The organism is Paenibacillus kyungheensis (assembly GCF_028606985.1).
GTDB classification, from domain to species: Bacteria; Bacillota; Bacilli; order Paenibacillales; family Paenibacillaceae; genus Saccharibacillus; species Saccharibacillus kyungheensis.
Window position 1 is genome coordinate 3138752 of record NZ_CP117416.1, and the last position, 17541, is coordinate 3156292.

A 17541-nucleotide genomic window follows, 5' to 3' on the forward strand; every position below is an offset into this window, starting at 1 on the left:
TAAGGGGTGATTGTGTTGACTCTAATGGTGGATTATTGTGCGAAATGCGGTTCTATTTTCCAAAAAAATATGCGTAACTTATGCTCTTCTTGTAGTAATCAATTAGATCTGGCTTTGAAAAACTGCATGGATTACATGTGGAGATTTCCTAAAGCGACGACAGAAGCTTTAAGTGAAGCAACCCAGGTCCCTTTAGCAGAGTTGCACGATCTGATCAAACAAGGCAAATTATCTAACGGATACAAAAATTTGACTTATCCTTGTGAATGTTGCTTGCAGCCTATTGCTCAAGGACGTCTATGCTCAGGTTGTTCTACTTCGTTCAAAGATGCTTTTCAAGCGACTCCCAAAGCACAATCTACAGTGGTACATGGTGCACCTAGCCTGAATAGCACCGGACAGAAAGTATTATTCACTTCCAAAACACGTTCATCACGACGTTAAAAGTATCGTATAGCCGCCACTATACGCTATATATAGCCAAATCATATACAGCAAAAAACCGCCAATCTGCTTTTACAGACTGGCGGTTTTTTGTAACGTATTATACATTTTCTATTTAGCTTGCTCTGCTGTTGCTCTAGCTTTGGCGTATTCGGTATTCATATAAGTAGACAATTCGTCTGCTCCTGAACTTTTGAACGTTTCGATCGCTTTTTGCTTATTGGCTGCAAAGTCTTCATCCGTTTTGGACAGAATCATAGTCGCTGCTGTACGTGCAGCCACTTCTTTGAGCTGTGTTTCTTTTTTGAGTAGATCATCGGTAAGCACTGGCAACACAATCGTATTTTCTATAATAATCTGTTCTGGTGTCAAATTTTTGAGCGGTGTATTTTCATCGTTCAATTTGCCTTCTTTGACCAAATTAGCGACCACTTCGCCTGAATAAGAAGCATGATAATATTGACTAAAGTCTTTCTCTAATGCCGTCGCATTGTTCGCTAGTGCTTCTTCTGTAGCAAATAGATCAAGTGGTGTCTTGGTCTTAGGATCAATTACATTTCCACCTAATCCGATTAAATTAGGATCAAGCGCAATCCCTGTACGTTCCCAAGCATCGCCTCCTGTGACTTTGAGCTGAGAAACTTCTTTGCTTAATTGCGGTACACCTTTTTCAATCGTCCAATTAGTTCCTTCAATACCGCTATACATCGTTCTGGCACCTTCATATGAATATATATAATTTAAAAATTCCATCGCTTTCTCTGGATATTTAGAACTTTTTGAAATAGCATAGCTTTTGTCTGCCCAACCGATCGGACGAACGCCACCTGACCATGCTTGCTTGCCTACAGGTAATACAACAAATCCTTTGCCATCTTTAGCATATTTGGAATTAAAATCTCCCATTGCCCATGTAGCTGGCCCTAATATAAATTGCCCTGCTGTCGCTTTCGCCATATAATCATTATTTTTCATCGTTAATGCATCTGGATCAAGTAGTCCTTCACGATAAGCTTTGTTATAAAAATCTAAAGCTACCCAGTAATTTGAATTGGCATCTGTCAGTACATTAATTAGCTCCTTACCACCTAAAGGCTTCGCAAACAAATCGGAATTGCCTGCTGCGGTCTGTTGAGTAATCCATGTGAACGGAATAATATACGGCCACAATCCCCAATCTTGCCACATCGAGACTCCATATACTTTTTTACCTTCATCGGTAGTAGGGTGTTTGGCTACAATTTGTTTGAGTACATTTAGCATATCGGTTGTACTGTTAATAGCAGGTGCTCCTATTTCTTTATAGTAATCCCAGCGAATTGTTGGGCCGATTGAAAGATTAGCGTAGACCGGGCTAGGATCTGCTTGCACTTGAGGAGGTAAAAAGTATAATTTGTTTTGCCCTTCACTCCAATTCTTTTGACTGTATTCTACAACGGTAGGGATATTTTTAGAAATGTCTTTACCATATTTGGCAATTAGATCATCCAGCGGAATGACCAGATTTCCATCTATTAATTGCTTTCCATATTGAGTCGGATCGGAGCGCACGATATCTGGCAAATCTCCACCTGCTAGCAATACATTCATTTTATTAGAATCAGCTTCTACATATTCGATTTTGACACCGATCTTTTTTTCAATCGCTTTGGCAATTTCATTATCTGGATACGTGTTCCATTTGGTTCCTGTCTCATTCACCAAAATACGCAAAGTGACAATACCATTCGCATCTACTGTGCCTGCTTGTGTAGCCGAACCATTAGTATTAGCTGTATTATTCGAACATGCTGTAAGCGTTATCAAAATTAGTACTAACAATACACTAATAGTACGCTTGAACGGCTTGATTCTCTCATCTTTCATAAAGCTTCCTCCTCATATTCTTATATATTGCTACCAGTTATCATTGGTTTATGCAATGATAAGATTGTTTGTTTATCCTTTGACTGCACCCATCATAATGCCTTTGACAAAAAAGCGTTGCAACATAGGATATACAATCACAATAGGTAATGTGACTAACATCGTAATCGTCATCTGAATCGATTGAGGTGTCATCACTCTAGCTTCCGCAGACATCGTCAAATCAGCAGCACTCATATTTGAAATACTATTAGATTGGCTCAAAAAGTTATAAAGTAACAATTGTAATGTTTGTAATTTGGGATTTTCGACTAAGAAAAAATTATCAAACCATGTATTCCATTGTCCGACAGCCGCAAATACAGCTATAGTCGCTATAATCGGCGTAGAAAGTGGAAAAATAACTTTGGTAAAAATAGTGATATAACCAGCACCGTCTATTTTAGCAGATTCCTCCAGCGCAGGTGGTAACTGCTCAATAAATGTTTTGATCAAAATAATATAAAACCCTGTTAATGCAGTAGGCAAAATATATAACAGAAAATTATTTTGTAATCCGTACATTTTCATCGTTAAGTACCATGGAATAAAGCCTGCATTAAAATACATCGTAATCAGTACAAATCGGTAAATAATTTTGCGAAAAGGCATTTCTCGCTTGGTGATCAAATAAGCAAAAAAAGAACAACATACCACCGTAATCGCAGTTCCTAATACGGTACGCAACACAGAAACGATTGCGGCATCGCCTAATCCTTGAAGCTTAATCGTTGCTTTGTAACTTTCTAGCGAAAAGCCAGCAGGCCATAAAAAGACACCGCTCTGGGCACGAAATGAATCGCTAATCGAATAAATAAAAATATAATAAAATGGATAGATTGTCACAATTAATAAGATCGTCAGCAATGTGTAATTGATTGCATTAAATAGCCAGTCTGACCATTGAATCGATTTGGTATTTTCCGCTCTGATCATGGGTTATCCTCCTTATGCTCTTAATGATTAAATAATACTTTCGCCACGTACTCGTTTGGATAGGCTGTTGATCATAAATAACAGCGCAATACTAATTACAGATTTGAACATACCTACAGCAGTGGAGTACGGATAGTCATTAGTGACCAATCCCAGACGATACACATAGAGGTCAAGTACTTCAATTTTGTCAGCAACCATAATATTGTTAAATACCAGATATTGCTCAAACCCTGCTGAAAGCAAATTACTAACCGCTAACAAAAGTAAGACAATAAACGTTGGCATAATATTCGGAATGGTAATATACCAGATACTTCGTAATCGTCCCGCTCCATCAATCCTCGCTGCATCATATTGTTCTCCATCAATTCCTACAATCGCCGCAAGATAAATGATCGCATTCCAGCCAATCGTTTTCCAGATTAATAACAACGTCTGTACTAACCAGACATGATCTGCATTTCCCAATACATTGAGCGGAGTATCACTTAACCCCAGTCGATCTATTGCTGTATTAATCGCCCCTTCAGAACTGAACATACTGAAAGCTAATGAGAATACAATGATCCAGCTGATATAGTTCGGTAATGTAGTCGTTGTCTGAATAAGACGTTTAAAAAATCCATTACGCACTTCTGACACCATAATCGCTAACACTAGCGGCAAAGGGGCAAATAAAATAGATAATACACTCAAAGCTAATGTATTGATCATGACTCTTCCCATATCGCGGTCATGCAACATTTCGCGGAAATGTTCTAATCCTACAAAAGCTGTCTGGCTGAGTGGTATACCTGGCTTGTAATCAAAAAAGGCATACACCCAACCAAACAGTGGCACATAACTGAAAGCGATTACAAAAAGAAGGAAAGGAATAGTCATAAGTAATAAACGAATTCCATCGGCATTATATTTCCGCCTTTTGATCTGAACGACCTTTTCTTTTTTGTACGTAATATCCATAGCGGAACCCCCTTCGATAGATGACTATTGAGTGCAGAATCTATAGATTCAATAGTTGTATAAAGATCGTTTGCTTGCTTTTAATAGTAAAGGTATACCGGTACAGACTGAATGAACAATCTGTAGATAGAATTGAATAATATACAGATGCTTCTTCGCTATTCTTGAATCATTTACAGATTAAGTTGAACAAATACAACACAAAAAAGCATTCCAGATTCACTCTAGAATGCTTTACACGTTATGATTACTTTATATTCGGTTAGATATTATTCAATCGTGTATATCTTAATAAGCTGTCCAACCAGCATCAGCCACAATCACTGTCCCATTTACAAAGCTAGCATCTTCTGAAGCTAAAAACAAAGCCACTTTAGCAATATCTTCTGGCTGACCATTTCTAGGATTTAAGCCCATGCCAATCATAGCCCGTTCCATCCCAAATGGATTCGGTTCACTAATCGTAGTGCCAATATTAGTAGCAACACCGCCCGGAGCAATTGCATTGCACCGTATCCCTAATGGAGCATATTGAAACCCGATATTTTTGGTTAATCCTACAACAGCATGCTTGGAAGCAGTATAAGCCGCTCCTGCTCTTGATCCATTTAATCCACCTGCTGAAGCGATATTGATAATAATCCCGCTTTGTTTCTCTGTAAAAATAGGCAATGCTTGACGGACTGTTCGCATCGTTCCTGTTGTATTAATCGCAAATACTTTTTCCCATAATTCATCGGTTACATCTGCTGCCGGTACAAAGTTATCCATAATGCCTGCATTATTTACGAGAATATCTAGTGTGCCATAGTGTTCAACCGCTGTCTGAATAAGCAATTGTACTTGCTCTTCTTGCGTGACATTGGTAGCGATAGCGACAGCCTCACCACCTTGAGCCAAAATATCATCAACAGTCAATTGTGCTGATGCTTGCGCAATATCAGAAACGACCACTTTAGCGCCTTCCTGTGCAAACAGTAAAGCAATCGCTTTACCCATTCCTGAAGCGGCTCCTGTAATAACAGCAACTTTGTTTTCTAATCTCATCGTGATTCCTCCTGCGATCTATGGCTTCTATCGTTATTAATCAACATCTGTTGGTTAACAAACATCTGTTATAATTATCTTAAAATCTAAAACATAGACATGCAATCAGCAAAAAAGAATCATTATGTTGAAAAATAAACAGTTATCATACTGATTGTTGATTATCTTTTTTTAGACTCGATAAAATTACAGATTAATCACAGACTAATTATTGCTCAATGACGAAATGATGCCAGAGGAGAGTCACTATGATAGATCGACGAATACGCAAAACCAAACAAGCGTTAACAGATGCGTTGTTATCGTTGTTGCAAACAAAAGAATTTCGCAGTATTACCATCACCGATATCGTCACGATAGCAGACGTGAATCGTGGTACATTTTACAAGCATTATACGTACAAAGAAGACTTGCTCGACGATATTATTGAACGTGTAATTGTTGATCTCAAAGATTCGTATGAAGAACCTTACCGTCATGTCAGCACATTAATTATTCAAGAAATGGTAGCATCGGCTATTAAGATTTTCGATCATGTGGCGACTCATCGGAACTTTTATCAGTTGATTACACATTCCAACGCTTTGCCCGGATTTCAACAACGTATTTGTTATGAATTGCAACAATTGTGTATTCAGGATATGCGCAATGTAGAAGCGATTCGCGCGATGAATCAAGCAGGGATCAATATCGATCTATATGCTAGTTATCAAGCTTATGCTATATGGGGACTTATTATTGCCTGGATCCAAAATGACTTCCAATACAGTGCCAATTATATGTCTGAACAGCTACTACAGATCATTACTCAACAAAATGGACACCGGAATAATCCCTTATCTTAGTCTATTGGTTCAAGATGGCGGTGGTAAAATAATCGGCTGATATGCTAACACTTCGTCTACAATTTGAGTCGCTGTCCACTCTTCTTCATTCCAGAAAATCAGATTGCTGATCTCAGGATGAGGTACATGTTGCTGTACAATAGTTAACCAATCATCAATCTCTGCTTCACTGCCTTCTGCGCTGATAATGCGTTCAACCAATTCTATTAATTCGGTTCGTGTAAGCTGGCTCATAGTGATTAGGATATCCTTTCTTTTATAAGATATGATCTTTACTTTCTAATAAGCGAGGCAAATGAATAGCAACTTCTGCTCCATAAGGAACTTGAGGCAATTGAATACCGTACTCTTTGCCAAAATAAAGCTGTATGCGCTTATTCACATTATATAATCCGACTCCACTGCTGTATTCTTGTTGTTCCGAAGTATAGCTGTCTCCGCTCTGCAACTGATTATTTAATTGTTCACGCATCTGTGGATCGAAGCCACGACCAGAATCTATCACTGAAATCCATAGATCATTATCCTGTTCATAGACTTCTATCGCTATATCAATCACGTTATCATCCGGTCTGCCTGATTTGGTCGAATTCTCAATTAACGGTTGCAAAATAAAGCGTGGAATTCGATAGTCCAAATAAGAAGGTTCAATATCAAATGTGAATGTAATCGTATTATTAAAGCGATAATTGATAATTTTGATATAATTCTCCAAATAATTAATTTCATCACGTAAACTACACATCGTATCTTTACTTGCAAATACAGGACGCAAAATATTGCCTAATGCTACTACACTATTAACAATGTGATCTGCTTTTACAGCGGAAGCCATCCAGCGAATCATATTGAGTGTATTGTATAGAAAATGCGGATTGATCTGATATTGTAACGCTTCAATTTCTAATTCGCGTCGTTTCTCTTGAATCTCATTATTGCTACGAAGCAATTCTACAATACTCAGCGACATCTCGTTAAATCGCCTCATCACCATACCAAATTCATTGTTAGGAATCGTTGTAAATGTTACTCCCAATTCTCCTTGACTGACATTTTTCATTTTGTGAGCCAATAAATGAAGTGGACGAATTAATTTACGTAACCAAAAATAAGTCGCGCAAAAAATAACCAGAATACTTAATGAGAATACGATTAACATAATCCGCTGTACTGCAGTAATCTGTTCTGAAAATAAAGTCAATGGCACTTCACGTACCAGATACCAATTGGCATCTTGCAGTTTGTAATAGACGACTTGTAACGGCTCATGATCGCGCGTAATATCATAACTACCAAAATTAGCATAACTGTTTTGCAGCGGACTATAAGGACTTTGTGTACCTACTTGTTCAGCCCGATTAGCCGAAATAATCACGCCTTGCTCATTAACAATATACATATCTCCTTCTGCCATATCAAGAGAAGCTGCATACGTAGAAGCCAAGTACGTTTCATCAATATTGAATACCAGTGTAGCAGTGGTACGTGGTTCATAAATAGGTCTAACTCCACGAATCAAGCTCACCAGATTGCCATCGGATTGACCTACATTATAAGGATTATAGTAAGATTCTTTGATTCCACCTTCGATGATTAGATTAGGAAAAGCTTGCTTTGCTTTCTCATATCCATCGGATTGAAAAAAGCGATCTGTCCATGCTTGCTCTCCATGTACCAGTGTCTGCGTGGTATTGCCTCCTAACGCTCCCCGTGTATCTGAAATGATATAGATCGAATGAATATAGTTATAGTTGCTGATAAAATTAGTGATCCGTCCATAGATCGCCTTTTTCAAATCAATCATATCGATTTCTGTGTTCATATTCGTATTTTGAATATAATTCTGCACATGATCATCCAGCAGAAAAAGCTTGGATAAGCGATCTACATCTCCTACAAGACTATGAATATTATGATCCAATTGCTGGAATTGTTGTAATAACAACTTTTCGTTTTGTTCTTTGATCAATCCCAACATAAATGAATACAGCGAATACGAAGCAATCGAAAATACAATAATACTAATCGCCATAAAAAAGACGATTAATTGCGTACCCAAATGTTGCACTTTACCAATCTTTTTAATTTTTTGTATTTTACGCCAGCGTAGCTTTTTCATAACGTGCCTTTCAGCGATTCAGATGGTGAAGAATGATGTAAATTAGAAGTCCCTTCTCCTTGTGTCCAATATTGACGGCGATATTCATTAGGATTCAGTCCGGTTACTTTTTTGAACACTTTACTAAAATACGTATATTCTGGTGAAAATCCGACTTGAGCTGCAATATCGTACGATTTGAGCGAAGTGCCGACTAATAACTCTTTTGCCCGTTCGACCCGGTAGCGATTAAGATAGTCTATAAACGTAATTTGCAATTCTTTTTTGAACAAATTACTCAAATAACCAAAACTCAAATTCACATGGGCAGCCACTTGTTGCAAACTTATATTTTCGGTGTGATGTTGCTTAATATATTGAATCGCTTTGGTAATTTCACTGCTCATATGCATCATTGTGCGTGATTGCTCTACCACTTCAGACAGATATAATTGAATTTGGGCAAGCATTTCAGGCAATGTATCACACTGTTCTAGCTGATCTGTAATATTGAACAAAATCGTTTTTTCATTTTGATGATAATCATATAGACTGGTACTGATCCATTGTATCAATTGAAATAGCAAATGCTGAATCGATCGCCGATCTGCATATAAATGTTCATCCAGTATACGGATATAATCGTCATATCGCTCTTGCTTCATCGGAGATAATAATTCGCGTAAAGGACGATACAGACGAATCTGTTCTAATTGAGCTTGAATCGGCGCAACATCTATATGTTCCTGCCCTGTATGATACAATCCTGTACCGATAAGAAATTTATGCTGTAATCGTTCATAAGATTCTACATACAAGCGAGGAAGCGATTTGTAAGCGTTATCTATTTCACTTATACCAAAAGAAACTGAACTATTAAAATACGTTCCGATCACATGTTGTACCCGTTGTAAAATTAATAATGTCTGCTGACGGATCTGTTGCTCGGAGAATATATCTTCAAAGCTCAGCAATACAAGATAATGGGTCTCATCAATATAAAGACTTTCTCCTTTTTGAAAAGCAGTCGTAATTTCATTTAACATATTAAGTAATGTCATTTTGATTAGATGACCATGTTCATCTTTAAATTTTTGCTTTAATTTGGAATAATGATCCACTTCCATCACACAAGCAACCAGACGTACAGGTGACAATTGCATCTGACTCTGTACAGCAAATCGTTCAAATTCCTCGACAGAATAGATACCGTATAACAGAAAATCTTTAATATACTTTTCTTTGATCAATTCGATATTAGAAGGCAACAATGAAGGGTTATCTTCGACTACTCTGGCACGTTGCTGATGATCTAGTTCATTACGAATCGTCTGTAATATCGTTTGAATTTCTTCTTCAGTCATCGTTAGTTTGAGGATATAACCGGATACGCCTAGAGACATTGCTTTACGTGCAAGTTCAAATTCTTCCAGACAAGATAAGACAACAATCCGAGTCGATTTATCTTCTGCACGCACATGAGCGATCAATTCCATGCCGTCCATTTTGGGCATTCGAATATCGGTAATAATAATATCAGGGCGCTCTTGATGATACTGCTCCCAGGCACTTTGCCCGTCTGGCAGATCAGCAATCACCTGCATATTGAACTTGCTCCAGTCTACTGAATTTTTCAACCCGATGCGTACAAGCATCTCATCTTCTACAATCATCACTTTATACATTCAACCTCACTCCTTACGTACAGAATGAATATATAACACCCAATCCTGACCTCGTCCACTGGATGGAGCGATTAGTGTATGTACTCCATCATTTGCCACTATAGCGATCGGATATAATTGTCCGCTTCGTGGACAATACCAGTTCAGACTGACTTGATCTGTATTCAGGATACCTAATCTTACTTTAACATACAGACCTTGAGGGCAATAGACTAGAATGTAATCTACGCCACGACTAGCCACTTGATAATTAGCTCCTATAAAGTTAGCTGTTACTACTGATTGATCAGGTACACCTGTTACAAAATCAACCGATTGCATCAGTTGGCGCAACCACTTCATCTGCTCAGCACCAGGACGAGTTAATGCTTGTTGCCACGACATTATAATAAAATCACCGATTTCATCCAATGCTGTAGAAGCATACATCCCATCACTCATACACCATACTGAATGATGCCCATACGTATACCCCAGTGAACCAGCAAGTACAGCATAATAAGCAGTCTGCCGTACATCTACCTCGTCAAAATATCCATTACTGGCTTGAAAATCTATCGGAATATCTTCATAACAGGGTTCTGCTTCAAGTACAGGTTTGATCGGTTGTAATTCATAATCATGCTGGATCATCACATAATTATTACGTACACCTGCGGCATGACCGGATTGAATCATATGAAAGTCTAGCCACGATTTGGGATGTACATATTGAGATGAAGAAGCTGAACCTTTCGGATGAAATGTAATCAGATGAGTATGACCATCACCTGCTTGTAATCCTTCTGCGAGACGATCGATAATTTCTATATGATGAGGTTGATCGAGCGAACGATCTCCACCGAGTACCCATATAATATTATTACAATTCCGATACCGTTCTCCTAACCATTGCCCATATGTATATGCGTTATCTGCTGTAAATATTTCAGGGCCTTTTCCCCATAACTGATTGTATTTATCGCCCCATGTTGGCAAAAAAGCAATATAGATGCCAAGTGTGGCCGCTGTATTTACAATATAATCAACATGATCCCAGTACGAATAATCTCCTGTAGTATCAGGCAGACAAGGATCATATACCCCTGCTTTATTCATTAGCAAAGGCATTCTATGATAAGCATTTCCTGTTGTGATACCATCAAGCTCAGCTAGCGCGACAGCTTGCACAACATTAAAACCTTGCTCTGCCCGGCACGTTAAATACATCAATGCTTGTTCTCGATCCAAGCGGTGAAATAATTCCCATGCAGTATCCCCCAACCAGAAAAAAGGCGTACCATCTTCCTGTATGACAAACCGCTGATTCGGACTGACTTTCAAACGAGACATCTGCGGAATAGATTCATGTTCATCATATATTTCACTCATATCTATAACACTCCTCTCAAACTCAAACTCAAACTCAAACTCAAACTCAAACTCAAACTCAAACTCAAAAAAAGGATGCAACCGCTGATGTATGATTGCAACCTTTTTTAAGATATTGTCTGAACTGTATATTTTTAATACATACAAATAACAGGGTTGCTAGTTAAGCCAAATGTCACCATACAATAATGTGGTGTATAGATATGTTCGGTATCAATATCACCATCTGTCCAGCTCGGTGTATCTTTAAAGCTATCCGGCCCTACCATCGTTAACTCCCCACGAATATGATGATGCGGCCCTAACAGATTACGACAACTGGAAAACAATTCGATAATCACTTCATTTGCACCGCTATGCACATAAGAAGTAATCTCCACCTCATAAGGAGCCCACAAAAAAGTATGCACTTCTTGCCCGTTCAACCATAGCTTGGACAATACCGCATCAGGACGATCCCACTGAAAATAGATTCTGCGATCCGCTATATCTTCTGGTAACGTTATAGATTGTTGTAATTTTACATTACCTGCATAAAATAAAAGCCCTTGTGTAGTTAAATCTCCTGTCTGCGCTGTAGGAGTGACTTCTTGCAGTACAAACTCCCCTTGAGTATACAGACTATGATTGTCGCCTGTTTCGTATTCATACGGGGTAAGACTATGCACATCAAAATCTCCCAAAATATAAATACTTTCAATCTCTGCTTCATAACTCAACTTGTTGCTTTCAGATTCAAAGGCTTGTGCTCGTGCTACCGCATCAAATGTAGTTTGTGAATTTTGAAAATGACGTTCTAAAACGATCTGATTCACACCTTGATGCAAATGATTTTGAATATTGATTTTGCGAAATGAAATATCTCGCCACCACCCACTATCCTGAAGATCTACAGATGTTCCATTGATAGTCATACGATAATAGTGAGGTTGTTCTATCACCAGATACATTTCTTGATGATTTTGAGGTTCATATTGTAGCTGTAATTCAAAAGACAACCCAATATCAACTGCTCTTCCTATTTTCACTAATTGATCTTGCAAAAAAATAATCGGTTGCGGTTCACTCCATTCATTTTTATCAATCTGTAATCGACACCGATCTAAAGTTAAACTGTTCAGATCACTTCGCATCACTTGCCAGTTCGAACTCATTTCTACACTATGCTGGTCGCTTATAACCGAACGAGAATGTAGCGAAGATTCAGCAATCGGTAACAGATCAGTTGCTTGTTGAGCTGGCAATATGCGAAATAGATAAGATTGAGCTGGTGCAAATGTAAGCTTGATACTCATGGTATGACTATCACTTGCAACAATCATTGCTGTAGATACAGTACGAATATGACCTGTCTGAAGATTGATCTTTTCTAGATGCCCCTGACAAGGAAATTCAATCTCTGTCGTATAACTGGTATGACGATCAGTATTGACGAGATAATATAATTCGTATTTCTCCAATGTACTTCGCTGGGTCAGAATCGGAGAATGATCTGTCGCAGATAAAGATATTGACTCTTGCTGTGCAGGTACAACAGGTGTGAGCTGATGAAGCTTGATCGTCGCAGATAATCGTTGATCCAGTTCATGCGATATTAATTCTCGATCAATATTCAATACAGTTACATGCTGTTCAAGTTGAAGCAGACGTTGATCTGGTTGTCCATCAATCAAGACAGGTAATGTACCTAGAGCTATCGCCTGTCCTCCTTGTGCTAGCCATGACAGTAACAAGTCTATTGTCTTACTCGCTATCGTTATCATCGGAGGCAAAATGACTAATTGGTACGAAGCTTCACCTATCCACAATTGCTGATCTTGTATACGCCCATGATGAGCTATAATCGATTCTGAACCGTAATCATGACTACGCTGAAGTTCACATAACCATTGACTAATTTGCACAAAATCTTGATGTATCCGTTCACCTTCGGTATTGATCTGATCATTATAAGCAATCCATGACGAACGAATAGGATGTAACAACAGAATATCAATATGCTTGTGACTTTCAGCCATTAGCATAGATAGTCGCCCAAAATAATCATTAAACTTATGATATTCTTCCCACCAGGGTTGCTGATAATACAATGAAGGTGGATAATCCCGTTTACGGATTCCGCGCAAGCTATACCCTTCCAAATGCTGACACATCAAATTAACACCATGTACATATTGCCATTCTGCAATCCATTTTAGATCTGCAAAAGATACATTCCATCCACTACAGCCAAATGTTTCAGATAAGACGAATTTTTGACCTAATTGATGTGCAACAGAACTCACTTGCTTGGGTGTTAATGGATGATCGATGCCTCTGCCTAACCAGTCGATTCCCGGAGTCTGCATATACTCGTAGGAAGCCATAGCGTCGCCTACAGAACCGACTTGAGCTGTCAAATGATCTTCACATACCACATGCCCGGTTAAGCGTATATGTCGCTCTTCACACCAATCCCCTATTTGCTTCATAAACGATTGACTGAATAATGCGGTAACCAGTTGCCAAAATTGATAGCGAAATGTTTCATATCCTTTGCTTTCTTGAAAAAGAAGAGGTAATTCGGTAAGAAGCGAATATCCATATGTCTGTTGAAATTGCTGTTCTAATGTAAAAGACCATGGAATCTGATAACGTCCATATTGAGGTTCATCTGTAAATACACCTGCAATCGCTTGTCCAAAATGGGTAGCAAATTGTTGATGATATTTTTCATACGTAGATTCAATAAAAGCTTGTACCACTTGAGCATCTAATGTATCAATATAGTATGGATTCACTTCATAATAAGCTCGATATTGAGCAATTTCTTTATAGCGTTCGTCCATCACAACCCATTGTTCATTTTCGATTCGATACCATGCAATTGTAGTATCATCTTGTATATTATGATCTTCTTGTTCTGATAGTGCTTCTAATTTAAGCCATTTTTGCTGATAGTCCAGCCCTAACTGGGGCACTACACCATCGGCGAATCCGCTAGGCCAACCATTTTCGTCATAACACCAGACATTCATTCCTAATCGTTGCCCTTCTTCAATACCAGCCTGAATACATTCCATCCAACGTTCGCCCATGTAGGGTGTTTCTAATCCTGCACGAGCGTGCATAATATATCCACCTAAGCCAGCCGCTTTCATTTCACCGACTTGTCGACGAATTTCTTGCGGGTCGAGATCATCATTCCATGACCAGAAAGGAATCGCTCGATACATCGTTGGCGGATTCTGCAATGTATCAAATATTGATACCGAGGATTGCTGATCAATATTAGGCTCTGCTGATTGATCTGTTGATATATGATTATTGTCTATCCATGAAGATCGGTTCATCTATATCTCCACCTTTGAAGTTATCTGCTGATTAGTAGTAGATCATACGCAATAAAGTTCTCATTATTGAGACTGAGAATAAGCTTGTCCTGTATAACTATTCCATGCTTTTACGTGCAAAGAACGATGATCGGTTACGCCGATCCAGCGACTTTCTCCGGCATCTAACCAAAAAAAGTTATCACTTGCTACCAAAATAGACTGCTCTACATCATCCGATTGGTTATACAATTCTACGCCTACTGCGGGTAATGTCCCTGTATTTTTCACTTCAATCTCATAGGGAAAATCAACAGAGGAATCCAATAGTGACACCTTAGAGGCTTGAGGCTGACCCACTGTTAACGAAGTCTGTGGTAAGTTCCATAGCACTCCCTGACGATCAGCAAAATTTAACCAGTAAAACGTGCGACATTTGACTTCATTACCCTGCATAATCTCAGATACGATCAATAACGGAGACTCTGCTAATGGTGCCTGTTGAAGTTCGATAGTACCGATAAGATGTACTGATGGCATTGTGCCCTCTTGTTGCCAATTTTCTGCCTGAATCACTTGTAATTGCTGGTCATAGACGCGTACCCCGACCGACCATGATTGATCTAATACGCCTTGATCGTCTAACACATAGACAGGTAACGACTGATCTTCATGAGGACTGTTTAATTTGTTAAATAACACAGAAGCTAACAACGGTTGATAAGCATCCTGTGTAAAATAGTGCGACATTTTCGGTACCCCGTACCAATCAATCGTCGCCCACGATACGCCGATATACACATCATTTAATTTATAAGTCACTACACCTATTTCAGCTGGAAAATGACAACGAGCAGATTCCATTTTGTGACGTAATGAAGTAACTTGAGCAAGCTGTGTTCCGATAACAAAGTGCTCCAGTCGATCACATATTATAAATGCATCTGCAAATTCTGATAAAATGCGTAACTCATCTCGCGTATCAAAAGCAGGAAGATGATGATAAAAACTTTTGTCCGGTAGCGGAGGCCATTGCTGCTGTTCTTCTGCTGGCATATAACGCAATACCGATTCCAAGTTAGGTGCAGATGCTAATCCAAATTCACTAAGCATAATACCGCCCAAATTAGCGTAATAATCAAAGCTATATGCTGGTGTCCATCCATTCCATACAATATGATCATGTGTACTTCCACCCCATGGATCAGTGCGGTGAAAAGGTCGAGTATTATCAAGTTCTATACTGTAACGTCCCATCATCTGGATAGCGGGATGATCCAGTTCAGTACTGGTCTCATTGCCACCACACCACATAACAAGAGAAGCATGATTACGCAACCGTAATGTATTCAGGCGTACTGTTTCTTCTAAAGCATCCTGCGGTTGACGCGCATGACTTCCCCAACACGTTGGCCATTCCTGCATCACCATAATCCCTTTGCGATCACATAGATCATAAAAATCATCTGTCTCTGGAATACCGCCACCCCAAGCACGCAAAAAATTAGTATGTTGCTGAGCTGTCAAACTCAAAAAATGATCATATCGTTCTCTTGAAAAATCCATCAAGGCATCTAACGTGCACCAACCACTGCCCTTAATAAATACAGCACGATCATTTACGGTTAACGTCCAGTTGTACATATCGGCTTGTTGACCGGAAGGTAACGGTTTCATTTCGATATATCGTAATCCAAATGTAATCTCTTGTTGATCTATCAATATACGATTGTGCATGATCATAGAATTTTCTGATATGGCTGGACTATCTGGAATAAATATTAGTTGTAATCGGTATAAATATGGCTCACCCATATCTAGCGGTGACCAGAGATGTGCATCTGGAATCGTCAATTGTAGATGTACATCACAAGTGTAATAAGTAGATACATGATCTGGTTCAGATAGATAAGAATCCTGTTGGATAGATTGTTGGAACTTGATCGATTGCCCTGCAAAATTATCAGGAACAATTTCACCATACAACACACCTTTATATGCTGATTGCTGACTTGCTAATGTCAAAGCAAGATCAATCTCTCCTCGCTTGGCTTGAGCGGTACTGTTTACTTGAACAAAAGGATGTTGGATCTGGACTAACGGAATAGCTTCAATACGTACAGAACGCCAGATACCGACTGCTGGTAAATTCACATAGTGCCATCCGTAATTACAATTAAATACAACTGTCGACTCCCATATATTCCATTCATTGCCGAGTGGTGCTGGATGAACTTGAACGATCAATGTATTGGTTGACTGCAACAGGGAACCCAGATCATATATCGGCCCACCAAATGCTCCTTGATGATCACCCAGACGAGTACCATTTAACCAGACATCACATGATGGAGACACACCTTCAAAGATCAATCGGGATGAAGCAAATACAGCGATATCTTCGATATCAAACGTACAGCGATACCACCATGTTTGATGACTATACTGTTTGGCTTGAGCGGCATGTTCACCGAAAGAAGGATCATCTAATATACCTGCTTGTACTAACCCTTGATGAATACTGCCAGGTACAGGAACGGAAATAACCGATTCCCACGATTGATGGATTCTTTGTTCTGCTTCACCTCCCTGCACCATTTCCCAGTTGCCATCTAAATATTGTTGTGGAGCTTTTATATAAGATGGATTGACAGAATACGTAGCTAGTAAATCATTCATATTATTTGAAGAAGCTGTTATAGGTTGTACTGAGATTTTTTCAGCAGGTGCATCCCATGGTGTATGTGTAGCAGCAAAGCTTTGTCGATCTTGTTCGTCAAGACTGCGGGCTTGCTTTAGATTCATATTGTGATTCTCCTCTTGATAACAACAACCGATAAGACAGATAGAGAGCGTTCGTCTTATCGGCAATTGTTATTTTATCTGGGTAAAGTGATCTGTATGAGATACCTATTCACGATTCACAATTACGT

The 17541-nt window shown here is 38.9% G+C and carries 12 protein-coding genes; 2 read left to right on the forward strand and 10 right to left on the reverse strand.

Annotation, left to right across the window (positions count from 1 at the left end):
* Positions 1 to 15: 15 nt before the first annotated feature.
* The gene (locus PQ456_RS13390) at positions 16 to 444 is read left to right on the forward strand and encodes a hypothetical protein (protein ID WP_273612739.1); all 429 of its coding nucleotides are present in this window, start codon (positions 16 to 18) and stop codon (positions 442 to 444) included.
* A 111-nt stretch (positions 445 to 555) separates the two neighbouring features.
* On the opposite strand, the gene PQ456_RS13395 is transcribed toward PQ456_RS13390, so the two are convergent.
* From PQ456_RS13395 to PQ456_RS13410, 4 genes are all read right to left on the reverse strand, one after another.
* Positions 556 to 2310 carry a type 2 periplasmic-binding domain-containing protein gene (locus tag PQ456_RS13395; RefSeq protein ID WP_273612740.1) on the reverse strand — a complete coding sequence of 585 codons (1755 nt, stop codon included), beginning with the start codon at positions 2308 to 2310 and terminating at the stop codon, positions 556 to 558.
* A gap of 72 nt (positions 2311 to 2382) precedes the next feature.
* Positions 2383 to 3285, reverse strand: coding sequence for a carbohydrate ABC transporter permease (locus PQ456_RS13400; RefSeq protein WP_273612741.1), 903 nt, complete (start codon positions 3283 to 3285; stop codon positions 2383 to 2385).
* 27 nt (positions 3286 to 3312) lie between these two features.
* Positions 3313 to 4251 carry an ABC transporter permease gene (locus PQ456_RS13405; protein WP_273612742.1) on the reverse strand — a complete coding sequence of 313 codons (939 nt, stop codon included), beginning with the start codon at positions 4249 to 4251 and terminating at the stop codon, positions 3313 to 3315.
* Between the two features lie 288 nt (positions 4252 to 4539).
* Entirely contained in the window at positions 4540 to 5298 is a 759-nt protein-coding gene (locus PQ456_RS13410; RefSeq protein ID WP_273612743.1) for an SDR family oxidoreductase, read from the reverse strand.
* Between the two features lie 251 nt (positions 5299 to 5549).
* On the opposite strand from PQ456_RS13410, the gene PQ456_RS13415 reads away from it, so the two are divergent.
* On the forward strand, positions 5550 to 6143 hold the full coding sequence (locus PQ456_RS13415; protein ID WP_273616320.1) for a TetR/AcrR family transcriptional regulator: 594 nt from the start codon (positions 5550 to 5552) through the stop codon (positions 6141 to 6143).
* A gap of 9 nt (positions 6144 to 6152) precedes the next feature.
* Here PQ456_RS13415 and PQ456_RS13420 read toward each other — a convergent pair whose 3' ends face one another.
* From PQ456_RS13420 to PQ456_RS13445, 6 genes are all read right to left on the reverse strand, one after another.
* Entirely contained in the window at positions 6153 to 6377 is a 225-nt protein-coding gene (locus PQ456_RS13420; protein WP_273612744.1) for a bacteriocin immunity protein, read from the reverse strand.
* 22 nt (positions 6378 to 6399) lie between these two features.
* Entirely contained in the window at positions 6400 to 8262 is a 1863-nt protein-coding gene (locus tag PQ456_RS13425) for a cache domain-containing sensor histidine kinase (protein WP_273612745.1), read from the reverse strand.
* Complete coding sequence (locus PQ456_RS13430) at positions 8259 to 9926, reverse strand: response regulator transcription factor (RefSeq protein ID WP_273612746.1); 1668 nt, start codon at positions 9924 to 9926, stop codon at positions 8259 to 8261. Before PQ456_RS13430 ends, PQ456_RS13425 begins: the two co-directional genes overlap by 4 nt.
* 6 nt (positions 9927 to 9932) lie before the next feature.
* Positions 9933 to 11297: a glycoside hydrolase family 140 protein gene (locus PQ456_RS13435; RefSeq protein ID WP_273612747.1), complete on the reverse strand. Its 1365-nt coding sequence runs from the start codon at positions 11295 to 11297 to the stop codon at positions 9933 to 9935.
* A 134-nt stretch (positions 11298 to 11431) separates the two neighbouring features.
* Entirely contained in the window at positions 11432 to 14629 is a 3198-nt protein-coding gene (locus tag PQ456_RS13440; RefSeq protein WP_273612748.1) for a glycosyl hydrolase, read from the reverse strand.
* Between the two features lie 63 nt (positions 14630 to 14692).
* Entirely contained in the window at positions 14693 to 17413 is a 2721-nt protein-coding gene (locus PQ456_RS13445; protein ID WP_273612749.1) for a glycoside hydrolase family 2 protein, read from the reverse strand.
* Between the last annotated feature and the right edge of the window lie 128 nt (positions 17414 to 17541).

What these genes read in the sequence shown, in the direction of transcription:
- PQ456_RS13395 (WP_273612740.1), bottom strand. Translation starts at nt 2,310, where the DNA reads ATGAAAGATGAGAGAATCAAGCCGTTCAAGCGTACTATTAGTGTATTG.
- PQ456_RS13420 (WP_273612744.1), bottom strand. Translation starts at nt 6,377, where the DNA reads ATGAGCCAGCTTACACGAACCGAATTAATAGAATTGGTTGAACGCATT.
- PQ456_RS13430 (WP_273612746.1), bottom strand. Translation starts at nt 9,926, where the DNA reads ATGTATAAAGTGATGATTGTAGAAGATGAGATGCTTGTACGCATCGGG.
- PQ456_RS13435 (WP_273612747.1), bottom strand. Translation starts at nt 11,297, where the DNA reads ATGAGTGAAATATATGATGAACATGAATCTATTCCGCAGATGTCTCGT.
- PQ456_RS13425 (WP_273612745.1), bottom strand. Translation starts at nt 8,262, where the DNA reads ATGAAAAAGCTACGCTGGCGTAAAATACAAAAAATTAAAAAGATTGGT.
- PQ456_RS13445 (WP_273612749.1), bottom strand. Translation starts at nt 17,413, where the DNA reads ATGAATCTAAAGCAAGCCCGCAGTCTTGACGAACAAGATCGACAAAGC.
- PQ456_RS13405 (WP_273612742.1), bottom strand. Translation starts at nt 4,251, where the DNA reads ATGGATATTACGTACAAAAAAGAAAAGGTCGTTCAGATCAAAAGGCGG.
- PQ456_RS13410 (WP_273612743.1), bottom strand. Translation starts at nt 5,298, where the DNA reads ATGAGATTAGAAAACAAAGTTGCTGTTATTACAGGAGCCGCTTCAGGA.
- PQ456_RS13400 (WP_273612741.1), bottom strand. Translation starts at nt 3,285, where the DNA reads ATGATCAGAGCGGAAAATACCAAATCGATTCAATGGTCAGACTGGCTA.
- PQ456_RS13440 (WP_273612748.1), bottom strand. Translation starts at nt 14,629, where the DNA reads ATGAACCGATCTTCATGGATAGACAATAATCATATATCAACAGATCAA.